This is a genomic window from Mycobacterium sp. shizuoka-1, assembly GCF_002723835.1.
Lineage (GTDB): Bacteria > Actinomycetota > Actinomycetes > Mycobacteriales > Mycobacteriaceae > Mycobacterium.
Window position 1 is genome coordinate 16,126 of sequence record NZ_BEWG01000104.1, and the last position, 20,073, is coordinate 36,198.

At 70.4% G+C, this 20,073-nt stretch carries 19 protein-coding genes; 15 read left to right on the forward strand and 4 right to left on the reverse strand.

Annotation, left to right across the window (positions count from 1 at the left end; translation table 11 throughout):
• Positions 1-2 precede the first annotated feature (2 nt).
• The 5 genes from MSZK_RS25660 to ribD are packed head-to-tail and all read left to right on the forward strand — an operon-like array spanning position 3 to position 4,644.
• Entirely contained in the window at positions 3-536 is a 534-nt protein-coding gene (locus MSZK_RS25660; protein ID WP_099251502.1) for a LemA family protein, read from the forward strand.
• A gap of 4 nt (positions 537-540) precedes the next feature.
• The gene (gene fmt, locus MSZK_RS25665) at positions 541-1,470 is read left to right on the forward strand and encodes a methionyl-tRNA formyltransferase (protein WP_099251352.1); all 930 of its coding nucleotides are present in this window, start codon (positions 541-543) and stop codon (positions 1,468-1,470) included.
• Positions 1,467-2,945, forward strand: coding sequence for an RsmB/NOP family class I SAM-dependent RNA methyltransferase (locus MSZK_RS25670; protein WP_233211514.1), 1,479 nt, complete (start codon positions 1,467-1,469; stop codon positions 2,943-2,945). The genes fmt and MSZK_RS25670 overlap by 4 nt, the downstream gene beginning before the upstream one ends.
• Positions 2,945-3,628, forward strand: coding sequence for a ribulose-phosphate 3-epimerase (rpe, locus tag MSZK_RS25675; protein ID WP_199203489.1), 684 nt, complete (start codon positions 2,945-2,947; stop codon positions 3,626-3,628). Before MSZK_RS25670 ends, rpe begins: the two co-directional genes overlap by 1 nt.
• On the forward strand, positions 3,625-4,644 hold the full coding sequence (gene ribD / locus MSZK_RS25680; RefSeq protein ID WP_099251353.1) for a bifunctional diaminohydroxyphosphoribosylaminopyrimidine deaminase/5-amino-6-(5-phosphoribosylamino)uracil reductase RibD: 1,020 nt from the start codon (positions 3,625-3,627) through the stop codon (positions 4,642-4,644). The genes rpe and ribD overlap by 4 nt, the downstream gene beginning before the upstream one ends.
• Before the next feature lie 7 nt (positions 4,645-4,651).
• On the opposite strand, the gene MSZK_RS25685 is transcribed toward ribD, so the two are convergent.
• Both MSZK_RS25685 and MSZK_RS25690 read right to left on the reverse strand, forming a co-directional pair.
• Positions 4,652-5,203: a type 1 glutamine amidotransferase domain-containing protein gene (locus MSZK_RS25685; RefSeq protein ID WP_099251354.1), complete on the reverse strand. Its 552-nt coding sequence runs from the start codon at positions 5,201-5,203 to the stop codon at positions 4,652-4,654.
• Positions 5,204-5,232: 29 nt separating this feature from the next.
• A complete protein-coding gene (locus MSZK_RS25690) occupies positions 5,233-6,066 on the reverse strand; it encodes a GntR family transcriptional regulator (RefSeq protein ID WP_158230645.1) in 834 nt (277 codons plus the stop codon).
• Positions 6,067-6,260: 194 nt separating this feature from the next.
• On the opposite strand from MSZK_RS25690, the gene MSZK_RS25695 reads away from it, so the two are divergent.
• The 10 genes from MSZK_RS25695 to lysA are packed head-to-tail and all read left to right on the forward strand — an operon-like array spanning position 6,261 to position 17,786.
• Positions 6,261-7,904, forward strand: coding sequence for an ABC transporter substrate-binding protein (locus tag MSZK_RS25695; RefSeq protein ID WP_099251356.1), 1,644 nt, complete (start codon positions 6,261-6,263; stop codon positions 7,902-7,904).
• Positions 7,905-7,910: 6 nt separating this feature from the next.
• Positions 7,911-8,879 (forward strand): ABC transporter permease, encoded by a 969-nt coding sequence (locus MSZK_RS25700; protein ID WP_099251357.1) that lies wholly within the window; start codon positions 7,911-7,913, stop codon positions 8,877-8,879.
• Positions 8,876-9,793 carry an ABC transporter permease gene (locus MSZK_RS25705; RefSeq protein ID WP_199203490.1) on the forward strand — a complete coding sequence of 306 codons (918 nt, stop codon included), beginning with the start codon at positions 8,876-8,878 and terminating at the stop codon, positions 9,791-9,793. The genes MSZK_RS25700 and MSZK_RS25705 overlap by 4 nt, the downstream gene beginning before the upstream one ends.
• Positions 9,790-10,761 (forward strand): ABC transporter ATP-binding protein, encoded by a 972-nt coding sequence (locus MSZK_RS25710; protein ID WP_099251358.1) that lies wholly within the window; start codon positions 9,790-9,792, stop codon positions 10,759-10,761. Before MSZK_RS25705 ends, MSZK_RS25710 begins: the two co-directional genes overlap by 4 nt.
• Positions 10,758-11,780, forward strand: coding sequence for an ABC transporter ATP-binding protein (locus tag MSZK_RS25715; protein WP_158230647.1), 1,023 nt, complete (start codon positions 10,758-10,760; stop codon positions 11,778-11,780). The genes MSZK_RS25710 and MSZK_RS25715 overlap by 4 nt, the downstream gene beginning before the upstream one ends.
• Entirely contained in the window at positions 11,777-12,961 is a 1,185-nt protein-coding gene (locus MSZK_RS25720) for a M20 family metallopeptidase (protein WP_158230648.1), read from the forward strand. Before MSZK_RS25715 ends, MSZK_RS25720 begins: the two co-directional genes overlap by 4 nt.
• A gap of 31 nt (positions 12,962-12,992) precedes the next feature.
• Positions 12,993-14,357 (forward strand): aspartate aminotransferase family protein, encoded by a 1,365-nt coding sequence (locus MSZK_RS25725; RefSeq protein WP_099251361.1) that lies wholly within the window; start codon positions 12,993-12,995, stop codon positions 14,355-14,357.
• Entirely contained in the window at positions 14,354-15,787 is a 1,434-nt protein-coding gene (locus MSZK_RS25730; RefSeq protein WP_099251362.1) for an FGGY-family carbohydrate kinase, read from the forward strand. The genes MSZK_RS25725 and MSZK_RS25730 overlap by 4 nt, the downstream gene beginning before the upstream one ends.
• Positions 15,784-16,512 (forward strand): glucosamine-6-phosphate deaminase, encoded by a 729-nt coding sequence (locus MSZK_RS25735; RefSeq protein WP_099251363.1) that lies wholly within the window; start codon positions 15,784-15,786, stop codon positions 16,510-16,512. The genes MSZK_RS25730 and MSZK_RS25735 overlap by 4 nt, the downstream gene beginning before the upstream one ends.
• Positions 16,509-17,786, forward strand: a complete 1,278-nt coding sequence (gene lysA, locus MSZK_RS25740; protein WP_099251364.1) for a diaminopimelate decarboxylase — start codon at positions 16,509-16,511, stop codon at positions 17,784-17,786. Before MSZK_RS25735 ends, lysA begins: the two co-directional genes overlap by 4 nt.
• On the opposite strand, the gene MSZK_RS25745 is transcribed toward lysA, so the two are convergent.
• Both MSZK_RS25745 and MSZK_RS25750 read right to left on the reverse strand, forming a co-directional pair.
• Positions 17,766-19,334 carry an MFS transporter gene (locus MSZK_RS25745; RefSeq protein ID WP_099251365.1) on the reverse strand — a complete coding sequence of 523 codons (1,569 nt, stop codon included), beginning with the start codon at positions 19,332-19,334 and terminating at the stop codon, positions 17,766-17,768. The genes lysA and MSZK_RS25745 overlap by 21 nt on opposite strands.
• Before the next feature lie 11 nt (positions 19,335-19,345).
• Positions 19,346-20,044, reverse strand: coding sequence for an LppX_LprAFG lipoprotein (locus tag MSZK_RS25750; protein WP_199203491.1), 699 nt, complete (start codon positions 20,042-20,044; stop codon positions 19,346-19,348).
• Between the last annotated feature and the right edge of the window lie 29 nt (positions 20,045-20,073).

Sequence of the window (20,073 nt, forward strand, 5' to 3'; positions counted from 1 at the left end):
TGGTGAGCGTCGTGCTGATCGTGGTGCTGGTGCTCGCGGTCGCGGTGCTGATCGGTTTCGTGCTGGGCTACAACAAGGTTCGCGCCGCCGACGTTCGCGTCGACGAGGCGCTCGGTGGCATCGACGTGCAGCTCACCCGGCGGGCCGCGCTGATCCCCGGGCTGGTGCACACCGTGCAGACCTTCGCCGCCCACGAGAAGGCGATCCTGGACCACGTGGCCGACGCGCAGACGGCGCTGGCCGCCGCGACCGCGGGAAAGTCGGTGGCGCAACGCACCTCGGCGGAAAAGGAGTTCGACACCGCGGTCGGGCAGGTGCTCGCGCTTGGTCAGACCTACCCGCAGCTGAACTCGTCGAACAACTTCCTCAACCTGCAGCAGAACCTGGCCGACACCGAGGACAAGCTGGCCTTCGCGCGGCAGTACTACAACGACGCCGTGGCGACCGTGAACCGGTTGATCACCACGATCCCGACGATGTTCGTCGCGCCGATGGCCGGGGTGTCGCAGCGCGAGTTCTATCAGGTGCCAAAGTAGAAGTATGCGAATCATTTTCGCCGGCACACCCGAACCGGCACTGCCGTCGCTGCAGCGGCTGATCGACTCGCCGCGCCACGACGTGATCGCGGTGCTCACCCGTCCCGATGCCGCTGCGGGGCGCCGCGGCAAGCCCGCCCCGTCACCGGTGGCGCGACTGGCCGAGGCGGCCGGCATCCCGATCCTGCGGCCGGCCCGGCCCAACTCGCCGGAGTTCGTCGCCGAACTGACCGACCTGGCGCCGGACTGCTGCGCGGTGGTGGCCTACGGTGCGCTGTTGTCGCAGGCGCTGCTGGCGGTGCCGGCCCACGGCTGGATCAACCTGCATTTCTCGCTGCTGCCGGCCTGGCGCGGTGCCGCACCGGTCCAAGCGGCCATCGCCGCCGGCGACACCGTCACCGGCGCAACGACATTCCTGATCGAGCCGAGCCTGGACTCCGGACCGGTGTACGGGGTGGTCACCGAGACGGTGCGGCCCACCGACACCGCGGGCGACCTGCTGGCCCGGCTCGCCGACTCGGGGGCCGGCCTGCTGGAGGCCACGCTCGACGGGATCGGCGACGCGACGCTGACCCCGGTGCCCCAACCCGCCGAGGGCGTCAGCCTGGCGCCGAAGATCAGCGTCGAGGCCGCCCGGGTGTCCTGGGAACTGCCCGCGCATGTCATCGAGCGCCGGATCCGTGCGGTGACACCCAACCCGGGCGCCTGGACCATGATCGGCGACCTGCGGGTCAAACTCGGCCCGGTCACCGTCGACGAGGCGGCGCCGGCGTCGGCGCCGGGAACGATCACGGTGGACCGCGCCGGGGTCCGGGTGGGCACCGGGTCGGCGCCGGTGCTGCTCGGCCAGGTGCAGCCGCCGGGCAAGAAGCCGATGGCCGCCGCGGACTGGGCGCGCGGCGCCCGACTCGACGAGACAGCCCGAGCGTCATGAACGAGCCGGGAAAGCGAAAGCCGCATGGCGGCAAGCCGTTTCGGCAGTCAGGCCAGAAACGCGACCGGAGCGCGTCGCCGCCGGGTCGCGATCGCGCCCAGCAGCGGCCGCCGCGGCGACCGCGCCGCACCCCCTTGGATCCGGCCCGTCAGGCCGCCTTCGACGTGCTGCGCGCGGTGTCGGAGCGCGACGCCTACGCCAACCTGGTGTTGCCGGCGATGCTGGCCGAGCGCGGGATCGCGGGCCGCGACGCGGCATTCGCCACCGAACTGGCCTACGGCAGCTGCCGCACCCTGGGTCTGCTGGACGCGGTGATCGCGGCCGCCGCCGGGCGTCCCACCGACCAGATCGACCCGGTGCTGCTGGATCTGCTGCGGCTGGGCACCTACCAGCTGCTGCGCACCAACGTTGCCGAACATGCCGCGGTGTCCACCACCGTCGAGCAGGCGGGTATCGAATTCGACAGCGCCAGAGCTGGTTTCGTCAACGGAGTGTTGCGCACGATCTCCGGCCGCGACGAGGCCTCGTGGCTGGCCGAGCTGGCCCCCGCGGCGGACGCCGACCCGGTCGGCCACCTGGCGTTCGTGCACGCCCATCCGCGCTGGATCGCCCAGGCGTTCGCCGACGCGCTGGGCCCCGCCGCCGGGGAGCTCGACGCCGCCCTGGCCGCCGACGACGCCCGTCCCGGCGTGCATCTGGCGGCCCGCCCGGGTGTGCTGACCGCGGCGGAGTTGGCCGCCGAGGTCGACGGGACCGTCGGCCGGTACTCGCCGTATGCGGTGTACCTGGGCGGGGGAGACCCGGGCCGGCTGCCTGCGGTGCGCGACGGCAAAGCCCTGGTGCAGGACGAGGGCAGTCAGCTGGTGGCCCAGGCGCTGACGCTGGCCCCGCTGATCGGCGCCGACGGCGGGCGTTGGCTGGACCTGTGTTCGGGGCCGGGCGGCAAGACCGCGCTGATCGCCGCGATCGCCGCGCAGTACGGCGGCGGCGTGACCGCGATCGAACCCGCGCCGCGCCGCGCCGACCTGGTCGAGCAGAACACCCGCGGCCTGCCCGTCGAGGTGCTGCGGGTGGACGGCCGCGAATCGGCCCTGCCGCCCGGGGGTTTCGACCGGGTGCTGGTCGACGCGCCGTGCACCGGGCTGGGGGCGCTGCGACGCAGGCCGGAGGCGCGCTGGCGGCGTACCCCCGCCGACGTGCCGATGCTGGCCAAGCTGCAGCGCGAGCTGCTGGCCGCCGCGATCGCGCTGACTCGCCCCGGCGGCGTGGTGCTCTACGCCACCTGTTCACCGCATCTGGCCGAGACGGTCGGGGTGGTGTCCGACGCGCTGCGCCGCCATCCGGTCACCGCTCTGGACACCCGGCCGCTGTTCGCGCCGGCCGAGCAACTGGGCGACGGTCCGCATGTGCAGCTGTGGCCGCACCGGCACGGCACCGACGCCATGTTCGCGGCGGCCCTGCAGAAGACTGTTTAATGACTGCCATGCGACCCCTGATCGCCCCGTCGATCCTGTCCGCCGACTTCGCCCGCCTCGCCGACGAGGCCGCCGCCGTCGAGGGTGCCGACTGGCTGCACGTGGACGTGATGGACGGCCACTTCGTGCCCAACCTCACCCTCGGCCTGCCGGTGGTGCAGAGCCTGCTGGCGGCCACCGACATCCCGATGGACTGCCATCTGATGATCGACGACCCAGACCGCTGGGCGCCCGGGTATGCCGAGGCCGGGGCCTATAACGTCACCTTCCACGCCGAGGCGACCGACAACCCGGTGGCCGTCGCCCGCGACATCCGCGCCGCCGGCGCCAAGGCGGGCCTGTCGGTCAAGCCGGGCACGCCGCTGGAGCCGTACCTGGAGATCCTGCGCGACTTCGACACCCTGCTGGTGATGTCGGTCGAACCGGGCTTCGGCGGGCAGAGTTTCATCGCCGAGGTGCTGGCCAAGGTGACGACGGCACGGCGGCTGGTCGACTCCGGCGAGCTGACGATCCTGGTGGAGATCGACGGCGGCATCAATGCCGACACCATCGAGGCGGCCGCCGAGGCAGGCGTGGACTGCTTTGTGGCCGGCTCGGCGGTCTACGGCGCGGCCGACCCGGCCGCCGCGGTCGAGGCGCTGCGCCGGCAGGCGGCCACTGCCTCGCAGCATCTGCGGATATGACGGCACCCGCACCGGCGGTGCTCGACGCCGCGATGCGGCTGGCCATCACCCAGGCGGACCGGGTGAAGGGCTCGACCTACCCGAATCCTCCTGTGGGAGCGGTCATCCTGAACGCGGACGGCGAGGTCGTCGGTGTCGGCGCCACGCAGCCGGCCGGCGGACCGCATGCCGAGGTGGTGGCGTTGCGCGCGGCGGGGGGATTGGCGGCCGGCGGGACCGCGGTGGTCACTCTCGAGCCGTGCAACCACCACGGCCGCACCCCGCCGTGCGTCGACGCGCTGATCGCGGCGGAGGTGAGCGCGGTGGTCTACGCCGTCGCCGATCCCAACCCGGTGGCCGCCGGCGGCGCCGACCGCTTGCGTGCCGCCGGAATCGAGGTGACCGCCGGGGTGTGCGCCGACGAGGTGGCCGGCGGTCCGCTGCGGGAATGGCTGCACAAACAGCGCACCGGCCGCCCGCATGTCACCTGGAAGTTCGCCACCAGTGTGGACGGGCGCAGTGCCGCCGCCGACGGCTCGTCGCAGTGGATCACCAGCGAGGCGGCCCGCGCCGACCTGCACGTGCGCCGGGCGGCGTGCGACGCGATCGTGGTCGGCACGGGCACGGTGTTCATCGACGACCCCACGCTGACCGCCCGGCTGCCCGGCGGTGGACTGGCGCCGCGTCAACCGCTGCGGGTGGTCGTCGGCATGCGCGAGATCTCCCCGGAAGCCAATGTGCTCAACGATGATTCGCGCACGATGGTGATCCGCACCCACGACCCGCACGAGGTCACCCGGGCGTTGTCGGATCGCACCGACGTGCTCCTCGAGGGCGGCCCGACGCTGGCCGGCGCCTTCCTGCGGGCCGGGGTGATCGACCGGATCCTGGCCTATGTGGGGCCGATCCTGCTCGGCGGACCGGTCACCGCCGTCGACGACGTCGGTGTGCCCAGCATCGCGCGGGCGCTGCGCTGGCGCTACGACGGTGTCGACCGGATCGGTCCCGACCTGCTGTTGAGCCTGGTGCCGGGATAGCGCGGGCTCAGGCGAAGGCCGCGACCAGTTCGCGGCAGAAGGCCGGCAGATCGTCGGGCTTGCGGCTGGAGACCAGCGTGTTGACTCCGCCGGTACACACCACGACCTCTTCGTCGACCCAGTCGGCGCCGGCGTTGCGCAGATCGGTGGCCACGCTGGGCCACGAGGTGATTCGGCGGCCTTCGACGACGTCGGCTTCGATCAGCGTCCACGGCCCGTGACAGATCACCGCCACCGGCTTGCCGGCGTCGAAGAAGCTCCTGGCGAAGCCGACCGCGGCCGGTTTGGTGCGCAGCAGATCGGGATTGGCCACGCCGCCGGGCAGCACCAGCCCGTCGTAGTCGGCTGCCGACACCGTGTCGGCGGCCTTGTCGGCCTCGAAGGTGTCCGCGGCGGTGAGGTGGTTGAACGCCTGGATCTTGCCGATGTCGGTCGAGACCAGCTCCGGGGTCCCACCGGCCCGCTCGACAGCCTTCCAGGGCTCGGTCAGCTCGACCTGCTCGGTGCCCTCGGGGGCGACCAGGAATGCGATCCGCTTACCGGAAAGTTCGTTGCTCATGGCCGGTCGGGTACCCGCCGGCCGCGAGCTCAATACCCCGGGTTGGTCAGCGGTGCCACCGACCAGTTCGACAGCTCCGACGGCCCGAGGATGCGGTGGCGGGTCTGGCCGGCGGTGTAGAACGTGAATTTCGTAGCGCGGTAGCACTGTTCGAAACAGTCGAAGGCGCGCCCGTCGGCGTCGAAACTGACCCCGCGCACCCGGACGATCGGGTCACCCGCCGGTATCTCCAGGTGCTCGGCCTCCCAGCTGTTGGGGGTGTCGACCTCGAACGCCTGCTCGGTGTATTCGTCGGTGAGGTGGTAGCGCTCCTCGATGAAGCGGTACAGCGACCCGCCCTCGGCCAGATGGTCGTGGTCGATCGCGGGCACCCGACCCAGCGGCAGCACGGCGCGCTCGAGGATCTTGTCGGTGCTGCCGATGCTGCGTTTACGCCAGATCTCCCACACCGGTTGGCCGGGGTCGACTCCGAGCGCGGTGGCGATCGTGCTGCTGGGCAGCCCGACGCCGATCGAGATCAGCTCCGTGCTGACCGCCGGAAGCCCGCCGTCGTTGTCCAGCAGGGTGTGCAGCAGTTCGCCCGGGCGGGTCGGGTCGCTGGCGATGCGCGGTTCGGCGACGAAGGTCCCCAGGCCCTGGCGGCGGGTGATCTTGCCGGCCCGCTCGAGCTCGTCGAGGGCGCGCCGCACGCTGATGCCGCTGACGTCGGCGATCTCGGCCAGCTCGGTGGTCGAGGGCAGCCGGTCGCCCGGCTGTAGGCCGCGCTCGGCCATGATGCCGAGCACCAGGTCATAGACATGCTGGTAGCGCAGCTTGCGCTCGGTGGACGCCCCCGCGGCATCGACCCGCTTTGCCGTCGGCATCGTCGCGTTCCCCTCCCGAATCCCACAGGTTGATCCACTCAGTATGCAGTTATCCAGTATTACGGCAATCATGCTGTGGAACTGCGACTTTCCCGATCGCATCGGAAAACTTTCCGAAACAATCGCGCAATAGCCCGGCAATCACCAGCACTCATACTACTCTGTATACAGAGTGAGTCTCAGAAGGGATTGCCATGGCATCAGCGATGGATCGTCGGACATTTCTCCGCAGCTCGGCGGTGGTTGCCGCCGCTCTCGGCGGCGCGGCGGCGCTCGCATCCTGCGCACCGCAGACGGCGAGCAGCACCGTGTTGCGGGTCGGCTCGACCACCGACATCGACTCGCTGAACCCGTTCACCGCGGACTCCACCCAGTCCGATGACGTCCTGCAACTGGTCTACGACCGGCTGATGGGCTACGACGCGCAGCTCAACATCGCGCCCTCGCTGGCCAGCGACGTGCAGATCACCGACGGCGGCAAGACCTTCACCTACACCCTGCGGTCCGGGGTGAAGTGGCACGACGGCAAGGACTTCAGCGCCGACGACGTCGTCTTCACCTTTCTGATGGTGCGCGACAACGACTACGGCACCTATGGGGCTTACCTCAAAGACCTCACCGATGTGGTGAAGGTCGGCGACAACCAGGTCCGGCTGACCTACGCGCAGCCGCAGACGCTGCAACCCGGCGTGATCATGCCGATCGCCCCCAAGCATCTGTGGGAGGGGGTCGCCAAAGACGATCTGCCCAAGTACGCCAACGAGAAGCCGGTCGGCACCGGCCCGTTCAGCTTCGTGTCCTGGGACAAGGGCAGTGTCGCCACCGTCACCCGAAACGATTCGTGGTGGGGACCCAAGCCGGCGGCCCAGAAGGTCACCTGGACCAAATTCGGCTCCGACGACGTGGTCACGCAGGCGCTGCGCACCGGCGACATCGACATCGTGCCCGAGGTCCCGCCGACGATCTACACCGGCCTGCAGAATGCCGCCGACGTCAAAACCACTGCCATGGAGTCGTTCTCGTTCCACATGATCGGCTTCAACTGTTCGACCGCCGCCGGCTCCAAGGGCAACCCCATTCTGCGTGATCCGGTGGTGCGCCAGGCGTTGTCGTGCGCGGTCAACCGTCAGCAACTTGTCGAGCTGGCGCTGGCCGGTTACGGAGAACCCGGCACCGATCTGCTGCCGCCGGCCTTCGGCGACTTCCACTTCGTCCCCGCGCCCGACGCGGTGCTGGACAACAATCCGGCCAAGGCCAAGGAACTGCTCGACAAGGCCGGCTACACCGACCGCAACGGCGACGGTATCCGGGAATCCAAAGACGGTGCGCCCCTGGAGTTCCGGCTGCTGGTCATCGCCGACACCACCGTCGACATGAAGGCCGCCGACCTGTTCGTCACCGCGGCCAAAGCCGTCGGGGTGAACCTCAAGCTGTCCAGCACCGACGCCGACAGCATGGGCGCGACGGTCTACAACGCCGACACCCCGGACTGGGACGTGATGATCTGGGGTTGGGATTCCTCGTTCTACGACCCGTCCTACCTGCTGGGCATCGCCACCACCGACCAGATCGGCGGCAACAACGACACCTTCTGGACCGACCCTCGCTACGACGAGCTCTACCACCAGCAGTCGACCACGATGGATCGCGCCGCCCGGGTCGCGCTGGTGCAGGAAATGCAGGCCATTCACTACGCGGCCTGTCCCTACATCGTGATGTGGTACCAGAAGAAGCTGACCGGCACCCGGACCAACACCTGGACCGGCTGGCAGCCGATGAACGGCGGCATGATCCTGAACTTCCCGCGGGTGAACTACCTCGACGTGAAGCCGGCCTGAGACTCGATGCTCCGGTACCTCGGTCAGAAGATCTCCTACCTGGTGCTCACCCTCGTGGCGGTGGTGGCGACGAATTTCGTTCTCTTCCATCTGATGCCGGGAGACCCGGTGACGCACATCGCCCGCGGCCAGCACCTGGACGCCGACGCGATCGCCCGGCTGCGCAGCTACTACGGGCTCGACCAGCCCATGGCATCCCAATTCGTCACCTATCTGCAGAACCTGGTCAAGGGTGACCTCGGGTTCTCCTACACCTATCAGTCCGCGGTGGGCCCGATCGTGGTCAAAGCCCTTGGCAACACGCTGATCCTGGTCACCATCTCCACCCTGCTGGTGATCATCCTCGGCGTGCTGATCGGGGTGTTCGCCGCGTCCCGGCGCGGATCGCGCACCGACTCCGGACTGGTGATCGGATCGCTGGTGTTCTGGAGTCTGCCGACATTCTGGGTGGGCATGCTGCTGATCTTCGTCTTCGCCGTCTCGCTCGGCTGGTTCCCGATTGCCGGGATGTACACCGCCGACGCGATCTATCCCACGGCGTTCACTCGAATCGCCGACCTGGCACGCCATCTCGTGCTGCCCACGATCGCGATGGTGCTGGTGGACATCGCCCAATTCGTCCTGATCACCCGCAGCTCCCTGCTGGCGACCCTGTCCGAGGACTACATGACCACTGCCCGGGCCAAGGGCCTGACACCGCGACGGGTGCTCTGGCGCCACGGGGTGCGCAATGCGCTGCTACCGGTGGTGACGGCTACCACGCTGTACGCCAGCGCCACCGTCGGCGGCACCATCCAGGTGGAGACGGTGTTCTCCTGGCCGGGGATGGGACAGCTGATCTACCTGTCGGTGATCCGGCGCGACTACCCGGTGATGGAAGCCTGCTTCCTGATCTTCGCGGTAGTGGTGGTGCTGGCCAACTTCGCCAGCGACGTGGTCTACCGGATGCTCGACCCGCGGGTGCGGCTGACATGACCGGCCCGCTGCTCGACCCCAGCCTCGAACCCGAGGAGCCCGCCGCGGCGCACGTGCCCGGCGGTTGGCGCGGTGTGCTGCGTCAGCTCGTGGCCGACCCGATGGGCCGAACCGGCCTGCTGACCGTCGCCGCCGTCGTGCTGGTGGCGATCCTCGGCCCGCTGCTGGCGCCCTACGACCGCACCGACGTCGCCGAGTCACGTACCGGAATCCTGTTGCCGCCCAGTGGTGCCCACTGGCTGGGCACCGACGAACTCGGCCGGGACATCTTGCGTCAGGTGCTGGCCGGCACGTCGGTGTCGCTGGAGATCGGGCTGATCGCCACTCTGATCACCGTGCTGATCGGGACGCTGGTCGGCGTGCTGGCCGGTTGGTTCACCGGTTTTGTCGACGCCGTCCTGATGCGCATCACCGACTTCTTCCTGGTGCTGCCCAATTTGCCGCTGATGATCGCGCTCGGGGCGATCATCGGGCAGAGCCTGCCGATGATCGTGCTGGTCATCGCGATCACCAGCTGGCCCAGCACCGCGCGGATCGTGCGCTCCCAGGCCCTGGCGCTGCGCGAGCGTGAAGTGGTGGCCCGTGCCAAGACCGTCGGACTGTCCTCGACCCGCATCCTGTGGCGGCTGATCCTGCCCGGGGTCCTGGCGCTGGTGATCGCCAACGCGGTCCTGGTGATCGCCGGGTCGATTCTCGCCGAAGCCACGCTGTCCTTCCTCGGCCTCGGCGACCCGACCCGCACCTCGTGGGGCCAGATCCTGCACAACGCCTTCGCCGCAGGCGCGGTCGGCAACGGCTTCTGGTGGTATTTCCTGCCTCCCGGTGTCGGCATCGTCGCGGTGGTGCTCGCCTTCTCACTGGTCGGCCAGAGCCTGGAGCGCATCCTCAACCCCCGGCTGGCGGCGGTCGAATGACCCTGTTGAGCATTCGCAATCTGACCGTCACCTACGGCGCCGGGGTGCGCGCGGTCGACGGGGTCGACCTGGACATCTCGGCCGGTGAGGTGGTCGGGCTGGCCGGGGAATCCGGCTGTGGCAAAAGCACGTTGGCGCTCGCGGTGGCGCGGCTGCTGCCGCGCGGCGCCGTTGCGACCGCAGACGAGCTGAGCTTTGCGGGAACCGATCTGCGCAGCGTCGCCGAAGCTGAACTCCGCGCCGTGCGGTGGCGGCGGCTGTCGCTGGTGTTCCAGGGCGCGATGAACGGATTCAACCCGGTGATGACGGTGGGGGATCAGATCGGGGAGGCCATCCGCGCGCACGAGCCGGGCACCGACCGCAAGGCCGTGCGGCTGCGCGTGGGTGAGCTGCTGACCCAGGTCGGCATCCCCGCCGGCCGGGCCGCCGACTACCCGCACCAGCTCTCCGGCGGGATGAAGCAGCGCGCGATGATCGCGATGGCGCTGGCGTGCCGCCCCGATCTGGTGATCGCCGACGAGCCCACCACGGCACTCGACGTCATGACCCAGGCGCAGATCCTCGAGCTGATCCGCGGCCTGGCCGACGAACTGGGCTTGGCGATGCTGATCATCTCCCACGACCTGACCGTGCTCGCCGAACTGTGCGACCGGGTCGCGGTGATGTACGCCGGGCGGATCGCCGAGCGTGGGCCGGCCGACCAGATCCTGAACTCCGGTACCACACCCGCGCATCCCTACACCCGCCGGTTGCTGGACTGCTACCCGCGGCTGGCTGCCGGGCAGGCATCGATCAGCGGGATCCCGGGCAGCCCACCCGATCTCGCCCACCCGCCGGCCGGGTGCCGGTTCCACGACCGCTGCGCCGAGCGGCTGGCCCGCTGCGCGACCGACGATCCGCCGCTGCGGCCGGTGCCCGGTGGCGTCGACCATGTCGCGGCATGCCATCTGGTGGGGGTGTCCGCATGACCAAGCCGGTGGTCGCCGAGGTGCGCGACCTGCACGTGCACTTCCCGGTGCGGCACGGCCGACGACGGCTGATCGCACGTGCCGTCGACGGCGTCGACCTGTGCGTCCACGAGGGCGAGATCGTGGCGCTGGTCGGTGAATCGGGTTGCGGCAAGACCACAGTCGCGCGCACGATCATGCGGCTGGTCGAGGCCAGCTCGGGATCGGTATCGGTGGGCGGGGTCGACATCACCCATGCCCGCGGCGCCACGCTGCGCCGGCAGCGCCGGGATTTCCAGATGATCTTCCAGGATCCCTTCGAGAGCCTGCCCAGCGACGCCACCGCGCTCGGCGTCGTCAGCGAGGGCCTTGCCATCCACCGCGGCGACCTGGATGCGGCGGCCCGGCGCCGGGTGGCGTTGTCCGCGCTCGAGATGTGCGGGTTGACCCCGGCGGCGGCGATCGCGCAGCGACGTATCTTCGCGCTCTCCGGCGGTCAGCGCCAGCGGGTGGCGATTGCGGCCGCGCTCGCGCTGGAGCCCCGGCTGCTGGTGGCCGACGAACCGGTCTCCATGCTCGACGTGTCGCTGCGCGCCGGGGTCATCAGGGTGTTGCTCGACATGCGCGAACGCCTCGGCGTGGCAATCCTTTTCATCACCCACGACCTGGCTCTGGCCGGCGTGTTCGCCGACCGGGTGGCGGTCCTCTACCTGGGCCGGGTGGTCGAGCAAGGTCCCGCCGCCGAGGTGATCGGCACGCCCCGGCACCCGTACACCCGCGCGCTGGTCGGCGTCATGCCGAAGGCCGGTGAGGGCAGGCGGGCGGCGCGCACGCTGCTGACCGGCGAGCCGCCGAACGCCACCTCCACCGCGCCAGGTTGCAGCTTCGCCCCGCGGTGTCCGCTCTACCGGCAGCTGGGTCAGCCCGAACGCTGCCGCACCGAGCAGCCCATCCTGGCCGCCGCCACCCCGGACCACGCTGTGGCATGCCATTTCTCGGACCTCGAAGAATCACCAACACCGAAGGAGAACACCACATGACCGTCACTCGTGACGAAGCGATCGAGCTGCTCGAGGCGATGGTTCGAATCGACTCCGTGACGCCCTGGCTGATCCCGGGCGGGGCCGGAGAGGGTGACGTCGCCCGGTTCATGTGCGACTGGCTGGCCGATCTGGGCCTGGACGCGACGCTGGAGGAGGTCGAACCCGGCCGGCCCAACGTGCTGGCCTGGCTGCGGGGCAGCGCACCCGGCCCGACGATCTGCCTGTCCGCCCACAGCGACACCGTCGGCTACGCGAACTGGGCCGACACCGCCCTGCAGCCGGTGATCGAGGGCGACCGGATGATCGGCCTCGGGGTGGCCGACGACAAGGGCGGCTGCGCCGCGGCGATGCTTGCGGTGCGCGAATTGGTGCGCTCGGGAACGGAATTGGCCGGCAACGTGCTGGTGGCGCTGGTGATCGACGAGGAGGGCATCAGCATCGGCACCGAGCATCTGGTGGCCCACCATGCCGGCGAGATCGACCTCGCCATCAACCTCGAACCCGACGGTTCGCACACCATCTACGGCGAACACCAGGGATTCGGCTGGATCGACATCGTCGTGCACGGGGAGCCGGCCCACGGGTCGGCACCCGACAAGGGCGTGGACGCGATCGTGCACATGGCCGAGGTGGTGACCCGTCTGCACCAGCTCGACGAGACCCGCTGGAAGCCGAACCCCGATCCCAAGAACGGCCGCACCGTGTTCCACACCGGGACCATCAGCGGTGGCACCGACTACGCCACCTACCCCAACCAGGCGGTGCTGGGCATCGAGATCGGCACCCAGCCCGGTGAGACCCTGGCCGACCGGGTCGCCGAGATCGAGGCGATCTTCGCCGATGTCAAGCAGTCCGAGCCGCGCTTCCGCGGCGAGGTTGTCGTCCGCCTGGACCGCGATCCCTTCACCGGCGAGGGCAACGAGGCGCTGCTGAGCGCACTGGGTGACGCGACGGAAGCGGTCAACGGCGTGCGCTCACCGGTGACCGGCCTCAACGCCTGGACCGACGCCGCCCTGTTCCAGAGTGCCGGCATCCCCACCGTGCTGTTCGGTCCCGAGGGCGGCAACTATCACGCCGCCCAGGAGTGGGTCTCCATCCCGGACATGATCGCCACCACCGAAATCCTCCACCGCACACTGGTGACCCTGCTGGGCACCTCCGTCTCCGCTCCTCAGTGACATGACAACGACTGCAACGAAAGAGAATCCGATGTCGTTCGCCGACGCGTACGCCGCCCGCACAGCCACCACCTCGACCATGTACGAACGGGCCAAGCGCACGATCCCCGGTGGGGCGGGCTCGACGGCCCGGCTGCCGCGCAACGGGTGGCGGCCCTATCCGATCTTCATGGCGCAGGGCAGCGGATCGCGGCTGACCGATGTGGACGGCAACACCTACATCGACTATCTGCTGGGGCTGGGCCCGATGATCCTGGGCCACCGCCATCCCGTGGTGACCAACGCGGTCACCGAGGCAGTGCGCGATCTGGGCACCTGCTTCGGGCTGCCCTACGAGCTGGAGATCGAGGCCGCCGAGAAGGTGGTGGCGGCCGTGCCCGGGATCGAGCAGGTGCGCTTCACCAACTCCGGATCCGAAGCGGTGGGCACGGCGGTCCGGCTGGCCCGGGCGACCACCGGCCGGCGCATCGTGGTCCGGTTCGAGGGGCACTACCACGGCTGGCAGGACACCGTGTACTGGTCCAACCACGTCGACCCGGAGCTGGCCGGGCCCGCCGACCATCCCCGGCCGGTCGCGATGGGGCCGGGGGTGCCCGCCGAACTGGAGGACACCCTGGTGGTGCTGACCTGGAACGACCCGGACAGCTTCGTCGACCTGATGAACCGGCGTGGTGACGAGATCGCCGCCGTGCTCACCGAACCCGCGGTGTTCAACACCGGGTGCATCCTGCCTGAACCCGGGTATCTGGAACTGCTGCGCAGCGAGACCCGCAAGCATGGCGCCCTGCTGATCTTCGACGAGGTGATCACCGGTTTCCGGTTCGCCCGCGGCGGGGCCCAGGAATGGTTCGGCGTCACACCGGATCTCACGACGCTGGCCAAGGGGCTCGGTGGCGGGTTCCCGGTCGCCGCGGTCGGCGGCTCCACGGAGGCCATGCACCTGGTGGCCGAGGGCCGCTATTCGCACTCGGGTACCTACAACGCCAATGTGGTTCAGTGCGCGGCAGTTTCGGCCACGATGGACCTGCTGGCCGAACCGGGCCTCTATGAGCGGCAGCGGGCGCTCGGCCACCGGCTGGCCGCAGGTCTCGGCGAGCTCGCCGCCGAGCGCGGTCTGGACGCCTACTGTGAGGGTCTGGGCACGGTGTTCCAGCTGTGGTTCGCCGACGGCCCGATCCACAACTGGCGCGACGCGGTGGCCCGGGCCGACGAGGCCCTGTTCACCCGGTGGTACGAGGAGATGGTGATTCGCGGGGTGCTGTTCCATCCGCTGCAGTTCGAGAACCTGTTCGTGTCGCTGGTCCACGACGACCGCGACATCGACGAGACACTGCAGGCCGCCGCCGACGCGCTCACCGTCGTCGCCCGCAGCCGCACACCGGCGTCGCGGTCGTGACCGACGGGCCCGTCATCCTCGGAGTCGACCTCGGCACCTCGGCTGTCAAGGTCGTCGCGGTCGGTGACGACGGTGCCGTCGTCGCCGCCGCCCGCTGCGGCTACCCGACCCATCGGCCGGAAGCGCAAGCGGCAGAGCAGGATCCGCAGGACTGGTGGCGCGCCGTGCGGACCGCCGGAGAGCGGATCGCCGCGGCGGTGGACCCGCGGCGCTGGCGCGGTATCGGCCTGAGCGGGATGCTGCCGACGCTGGTCGAACTCGACGCGGACGGTTCACCGACCGGGCCGGCGATCACCTGGGAGGACGCCCGCGCCGAGGAGCAGGCGACCGATCTGCGCGACGAGTTCGGCGATGCCGCGCTCTACCGGATCACCGGGCAGCGGGTCGACGGGCGCTACCTGGCACCCATGCATGCCCGGCTGCGCAAGCTGGGGCGCGCCGGTGCCGGCCTCGCCGGCGCCAAGGACGCCTTGTTCGGCGAGCTCACCGGGCAGTTGCTCACCGATCCGAGCACGGCGGCGGGCAGCGCGGCCTACGACATCGAGCAGGGCAGCTGGAACGCCGACATCGCTGCGGCAGCAGGGATCTGCGGGCTGCCCGAGGTGGCGCCGGCCAGGACGGCCCTGCCGTTGCGGCCGGCCTGGGCGCAGCGTTGGGCAGTGCCCGGCGAGCTGCCGGTGGTCCTCGGTGCGGCCGACTCGGTGCTCGGCGCCGTCGGGGTCGGCGCGGTCGACCACGGCGATGTCGGGGTCATCGCGGGCACCAGCGCGATCGTGCTCGGCATCTCCGATCAGCCGACCCGCGACCCGGCGCAGCGCTACCTCGTCACTCCGCTGGCCGGCCCGGGCTGGGGCCTCGAAATGGATCTGCTGGCAATGGGTTCGGCGTTCGACGCGGTCGCCGCACTGTTCGGCCTGGACGGTCCGGCCGCGCTGCTCGACGCCGCCGGCGCCGTCCCGGCCGAGCAGGCGCCGCTGTTCCTGCCCTACCTGACACCCGGTGAGCAGGGCGCCCTGTGGGATCCGAGTCTGACCGGCACCCTGCAGGGCCTGCACCTGGGGATGGGCGTCGGGCACATCGGCCGGGCGTTGTTGACCGGGATCGTGGTCGAACTGCGGCGCTGTATCGACGTGCTGGCGGCGACCACGGGACACGCGGGTCCGGTCCGGTTGGGCGGGGGCAGCGCGGTCAGCCCACTGATGTGGCGCGACCTCGCCGACGCCACCGGCCGGGAGGTATGGGTCGACCTGTCGCTGACCGACCATTCGGCGATCGGCGCGGCGCTGTTCGCCGCCGAGGCGCTCGGCACGTCGGTCGAGCGCAGCGGGCGGCCCACCGTGGTCAGGCCGCGCCCGGAGTACCACGACTGGTGGACCGAGTGCCTGGCCCGCCACGACGCGGCGCGGCTGCGCGAGCGGGGTGCGCTATGAACCTCACCGTCGTCGACGACGAGGTGTTCGCCGCCGCGGCCGCCGACGCACTGCTGGGGTTGCTGCCGACCGGCGCCCCGCGGTTGGGCGTCGCCACAGGCGGCACCCCGCAGCGGCTGTACGCCGAGTTGGCCCGCCGCAGTGCCGCGGGGGAGATCGACCTGTCCGGCGCGTTCGTCGTCGCCCTCGACGAGTACGTGGGCCTGGCCGCCGACGACCCGCACAGCTACGCCGCCTACGTGCGGGATCGGGTCGCCGAGCCGTTGGGCATCCCGTCGGGCAATGTGTTCGTGCCACAGGGGGACAGCGACGATCCGGCGGCGGCCGCCGCGGAGTTCGAGGCCCGTATCGCCGAGATCGGCGGCGTCGACGTCCAGATCGCCGGCATCGGGTCCAACGGCCACCTGGCCTTCAACGAGCCGGGCTCACCGCCGGATTCGACGACCCGGGTGGTGGAGCTGTCGCAGCGCACCCGCCAGGACAACGCCCGATTCTTCTCGGGGCAGGTGGCTGCCGTCCCGCGCCGCGCGATCACCCAGGGCCTGGCGACGATCGGCCGGGCCCGCTCGATCCTGCTGCTGGCGTCGGGACCGGAGAAGGCCTGCGCACTGGCCGCCGCGGTGGACGGGCCGGTCGGCACCGACGTGCCGGCGTCCCTCCTGCAGCGCCATCGCGACGTCACGGTGATCGCGGACCGGGCTGCGTGCAGCAAGATGTCCCGATGAGCGTTCCCGCGGTCCTCGACCTGTTCCCGCCCGGCTCCCACGTCGACGGCGACGGCGTGCTGACGGTCGGCGGTTGCCGGCTGGATGTCCTGGCCGCCGAATTCGGCACCCCGGTGATGGTGGTCGACGAGGGGGCGCTGCGCCGGCGGGCCAGGGAGTATCTGAACGCGTTTCGCAGCCGCTGGCCGCGCAGTGACGTCGCATTCGCCTCGAAAGCGTTCCCCTGCACGGCAATCCAGCGGGTGGCCAGCGAGGAGGGGTTGCTGCTCGACGTCGCAGGCGGGGGAGAGATCGTCACCGCGCTGGCCGCCGGCGCCGACCCGGCCCGGATGTTGTTGCACGGCAACGCCAAGACCGACGAGGAACTCGAACTGGCCGTCGGCAACGGTGTCGGGCTGATCGTCGTCGACAACTTCGACGACATCGACCGGCTGGAACGCATCGTCGCACCGGGCCGGCGGCAGGCCTGTCTGGTGCGGGTGGTCCCCGGGATCGAGGCCGCCACCCATGCCGCGGTCGCCACCGGGCACGCCGGCTCGAAGTTCGGCCTGCTGCCGGCCGACGCGCGGGTGGCGATCGAGCGGATCCGCCGCAGCCGGGTGCTGCGCTGCGACGGCGTGCACACCCACGTCGGCTCCCAGCTGCTCGATGCCGAGCAGCTGGCGGCCGCCGTGGCGCCGGTCGCCGAACTCGGCAGCTTCGACGTCTACGACTTCGGCGGCGGGCTCGGCGTGCGCTACACCTACGCCGACCAGCCGCCGTCGGTCGCGGACTACGCCCAGACCATGATCGACCGGGCCCGCGGGCTGGTGCCTGCCGGCGCGCGGATCATCGTCGAGCCGGGCCGGTCGATGACCGCCGCCGCGGCGTGCACCGTGTACCGCGTCACCACGGTCAAACGCGGTGCGGTCACCCACGTGGCGGTCGACGGCGGGATGGGGGACAACCTCGAGGTGTCGCTGTACGGGCAGCGGTTCGAGGCCACGCTGGTGAACCGGGTTGGCGGCGGCGCGAGCGTCACCGTGGTCGGCCGGCACTGCGAATCCGGCGACCAGCTGATCGACGGTGTGCCACTGGACAATCCGGTGGTCGGCGATCTGCTGGGCGTGCCCGTCACCGGCGCGTACTGCTACACGATGTCCAACCAGTACAACGGAGCGCGCCGGATCCCGGTGGTGTTCGCCGCCGACGGCGACGCCCGGCTGGTGGTCCGCCGGGACACCTGGGCGGACCTGCTGGCCCGCGATGTGGAACTACCGCGAAGCGTTCAGTGAGGGTTCGGCGGCCGGCTCGTCGTCGGGGTGCGCCTGCTTACCGCCGATGAACAGTGCCAGCGCGGCTCCGACCAGACAGACGATCACGGTGACGAAGAAGATCGACCCGTACTGCATGGCGAACGCGGTGCGATACCGTTCCGCCTCGCCGGCCAGCTTGGCGGCCAGGCTGGTTCCGCCCGGGCTGGGCAGCGTGGCCAGGATCTGGTTGAAGCGGTAGAGGCCCCACGCGGTCAGCGCCGCGACACCGATCAGCATGCCCGTCATGCGGGCGACCACGACCAGCGACGACGCGATGCCGTGCTGGGCGGCGGGCACGACCCGCAGCGCGGCCGAGGTGAGCGGACCGATCACCAGGCCGAGGCCGAGGCCGGCCAGCGCCAGGTCGGTGTCGATCACCGGTAGTGACACGAAGCCGAGGTCGTGGCGCGCGCTGAGCACGTCGGTGCCCCAGTGCGACACCAGCCAGTAGGCGCCCGCGGAGATCAGCATGCCGACCACCGCCACGATCCGGTCGCCGATCCTGGTGGCGACCCAGCCGCCGATCAGGGCGCCGATCGGCAGTGCGATCAGAAAGTGCAAGAGCAGGAAGGCGGCCTGGGTCTGGTCCTTGCCCAGCACGCCCTGACCGAACAGCTCGACGTTGACCAGGGTGACCATCAGCGCCGCGCCCGCACACAACGAGGTGCCCAGCGCGGCCAGGAACGGCCCGAATCGCACGCCGGCCGGTTCGATGAGCCGGGTGCGGGCGAACCGCTCCCACACCGCGAACGCGATCGCGGCGATGATCGCCCCGCCGACCAGCAGCAGGCCGTGCGGAGGCAGCAGCTGCTTGCCGTCGGGGTTGGAGTTGTACAGGCCGACCACCGCCAGGCCCAGCGCGACTGCGAGCAGCACGCCGCCGACCACGTCCACCTTCTCGGGGTTGGCGACCCGGTCGTGGGCGGGCAGGCTGAAGTGGATCATCACCATCGCGATCAGGGTCAGCGGCACGTTGATCCAGAACACGTCCTGCCACTTGCCGAGCAGCAATACCACCCCGATGCCGTACAGCGGGCCCAGCACGCTGCCGAGCTCCTGGGCCGCGCCGATGCCGCCGAGCACCGTGGCGCGGCTGCGGGCCGCCCACAGGTCGGCGGCCAGCGCCAGCGTCACCGGCAGCAGCGCGCCCGCGGCAACGCCCTGGATGAGCCGCCCGATCACCAGCATGGTCAGGTCGGTCGACAGGGCGGTCACCACCGATCCGGCCGCGAAGGCGGCCAGCGACAGCTGCAGCACGAGTTTGCGGCCGAACCGGTCGGACAGCCTGCCCAGCAGCGGCATCGCCGCGATGTAGCCGAGCAGGTACCAGGTGATGATCGGGGTGACCTGCTGGAGCTTGTTCACCGGGATGCCGACCGTCGACATGATGTCGACCATGATCGTGACCACGACATAGGTGTCGAGGGCCCCGAGCAGGACCGCGAGGCTGCCCGCGCCGAGCGCGAGCCGGCGGCTGCGGCCGCTGTGCTGGGCGCGGTGGGCGGCGGTGTCTACAGACTCAGCCATGACCGGTGCCGTCAGACGGCGGGCTTGGTGACGGTGACCGGCTTGTCCCACTCGGACAGCGTGATCTGGATGCTGCCGCCGTTGCCGGTGTCGGCCTTGGCCTGCACGAGCTGGTGCGGGTCGGCTTTCTGGATCCAGACCGTGGCGGGCAGCGGGCTGGTCGCCTTGAGCGGGATCAGTTTGTTCATGGCGTCGGCGCTGACCTTGCCGGTGATCCGGATCGTGTCGACACCGTTGATGGTCTCGCTGGCCTCAGACTTGGCGTCGGTGATGCTCGCCAGCCAGTTGGCCAAGCCGTTGTCGGGGTTCAGCACCACCGAGGGGTCGTAGATGTCCTTGGCAGGGCCCATGTCCAGCCAGTTGTTCGGGGTCAGCGCCGCGTACAGCGTGCCGTCCAGGACCACCAGCTGGATGTCCACATCGGAGCCGCCCATGGTGATGGTGGAGTTTCCGGAGACCGCGACCGCGGGCACGTTGGTCAGATCGCCGGTCAGCTTCTTGACGGGCAGGCCCTCGATCTTGCCGCCGACCGTGATGTCCAGGTGGGCGCTCTTGAGTCCCTTGGTGACCTGGGTGGACTGCTGCAGCAGCCCGGCGGCGTCCGGTAGCGGCTCGGACGGCGTGGACGGCGAGGAGCAGCCGGCGACGAACAGGGCTGCGGCGGCGAGGAGGGCGACAAGGACGGCAAACATTCGGCGGCACGTCGGCATAGGTGCATCGTAGAGGGTCGGCCCGACTC

What these genes read in the sequence shown, in the direction of transcription:
- fmt (WP_099251352.1), top strand. Translation starts at nt 541, where the DNA reads ATGCGAATCATTTTCGCCGGCACACCCGAACCGGCACTGCCGTCGCTG.
- MSZK_RS25670 (WP_233211514.1), top strand. Translation starts at nt 1,467, where the DNA reads ATGAACGAGCCGGGAAAGCGAAAGCCGCATGGCGGCAAGCCGTTTCGG.
- rpe (WP_199203489.1), top strand. Translation starts at nt 2,945, where the DNA reads ATGACTGCCATGCGACCCCTGATCGCCCCGTCGATCCTGTCCGCCGAC.
- ribD (WP_099251353.1), top strand. Translation starts at nt 3,625, where the DNA reads ATGACGGCACCCGCACCGGCGGTGCTCGACGCCGCGATGCGGCTGGCC.
- MSZK_RS25685 (WP_099251354.1), bottom strand. Translation starts at nt 5,203, where the DNA reads ATGAGCAACGAACTTTCCGGTAAGCGGATCGCATTCCTGGTCGCCCCC.
- MSZK_RS25690 (WP_158230645.1), bottom strand. Translation starts at nt 6,066, where the DNA reads ATGCCGACGGCAAAGCGGGTCGATGCCGCGGGGGCGTCCACCGAGCGC.
- MSZK_RS25695 (WP_099251356.1), top strand. Translation starts at nt 6,261, where the DNA reads ATGGCATCAGCGATGGATCGTCGGACATTTCTCCGCAGCTCGGCGGTG.
- MSZK_RS25700 (WP_099251357.1), top strand. Translation starts at nt 7,911, where the DNA reads ATGCTCCGGTACCTCGGTCAGAAGATCTCCTACCTGGTGCTCACCCTC.
- MSZK_RS25705 (WP_199203490.1), top strand. Translation starts at nt 8,876, where the DNA reads ATGACCGGCCCGCTGCTCGACCCCAGCCTCGAACCCGAGGAGCCCGCC.
- MSZK_RS25710 (WP_099251358.1), top strand. Translation starts at nt 9,790, where the DNA reads ATGACCCTGTTGAGCATTCGCAATCTGACCGTCACCTACGGCGCCGGG.
- MSZK_RS25715 (WP_158230647.1), top strand. Translation starts at nt 10,758, where the DNA reads ATGACCAAGCCGGTGGTCGCCGAGGTGCGCGACCTGCACGTGCACTTC.
- MSZK_RS25720 (WP_158230648.1), top strand. Translation starts at nt 11,777, where the DNA reads ATGACCGTCACTCGTGACGAAGCGATCGAGCTGCTCGAGGCGATGGTT.
- MSZK_RS25725 (WP_099251361.1), top strand. Translation starts at nt 12,993, where the DNA reads ATGTCGTTCGCCGACGCGTACGCCGCCCGCACAGCCACCACCTCGACC.
- MSZK_RS25735 (WP_099251363.1), top strand. Translation starts at nt 15,784, where the DNA reads ATGAACCTCACCGTCGTCGACGACGAGGTGTTCGCCGCCGCGGCCGCC.
- lysA (WP_099251364.1), top strand. Translation starts at nt 16,509, where the DNA reads ATGAGCGTTCCCGCGGTCCTCGACCTGTTCCCGCCCGGCTCCCACGTC.
- MSZK_RS25745 (WP_099251365.1), bottom strand. Translation starts at nt 19,334, where the DNA reads ATGGCTGAGTCTGTAGACACCGCCGCCCACCGCGCCCAGCACAGCGGC.
- MSZK_RS25750 (WP_199203491.1), bottom strand. Translation starts at nt 20,044, where the DNA reads ATGCCGACGTGCCGCCGAATGTTTGCCGTCCTTGTCGCCCTCCTCGCC.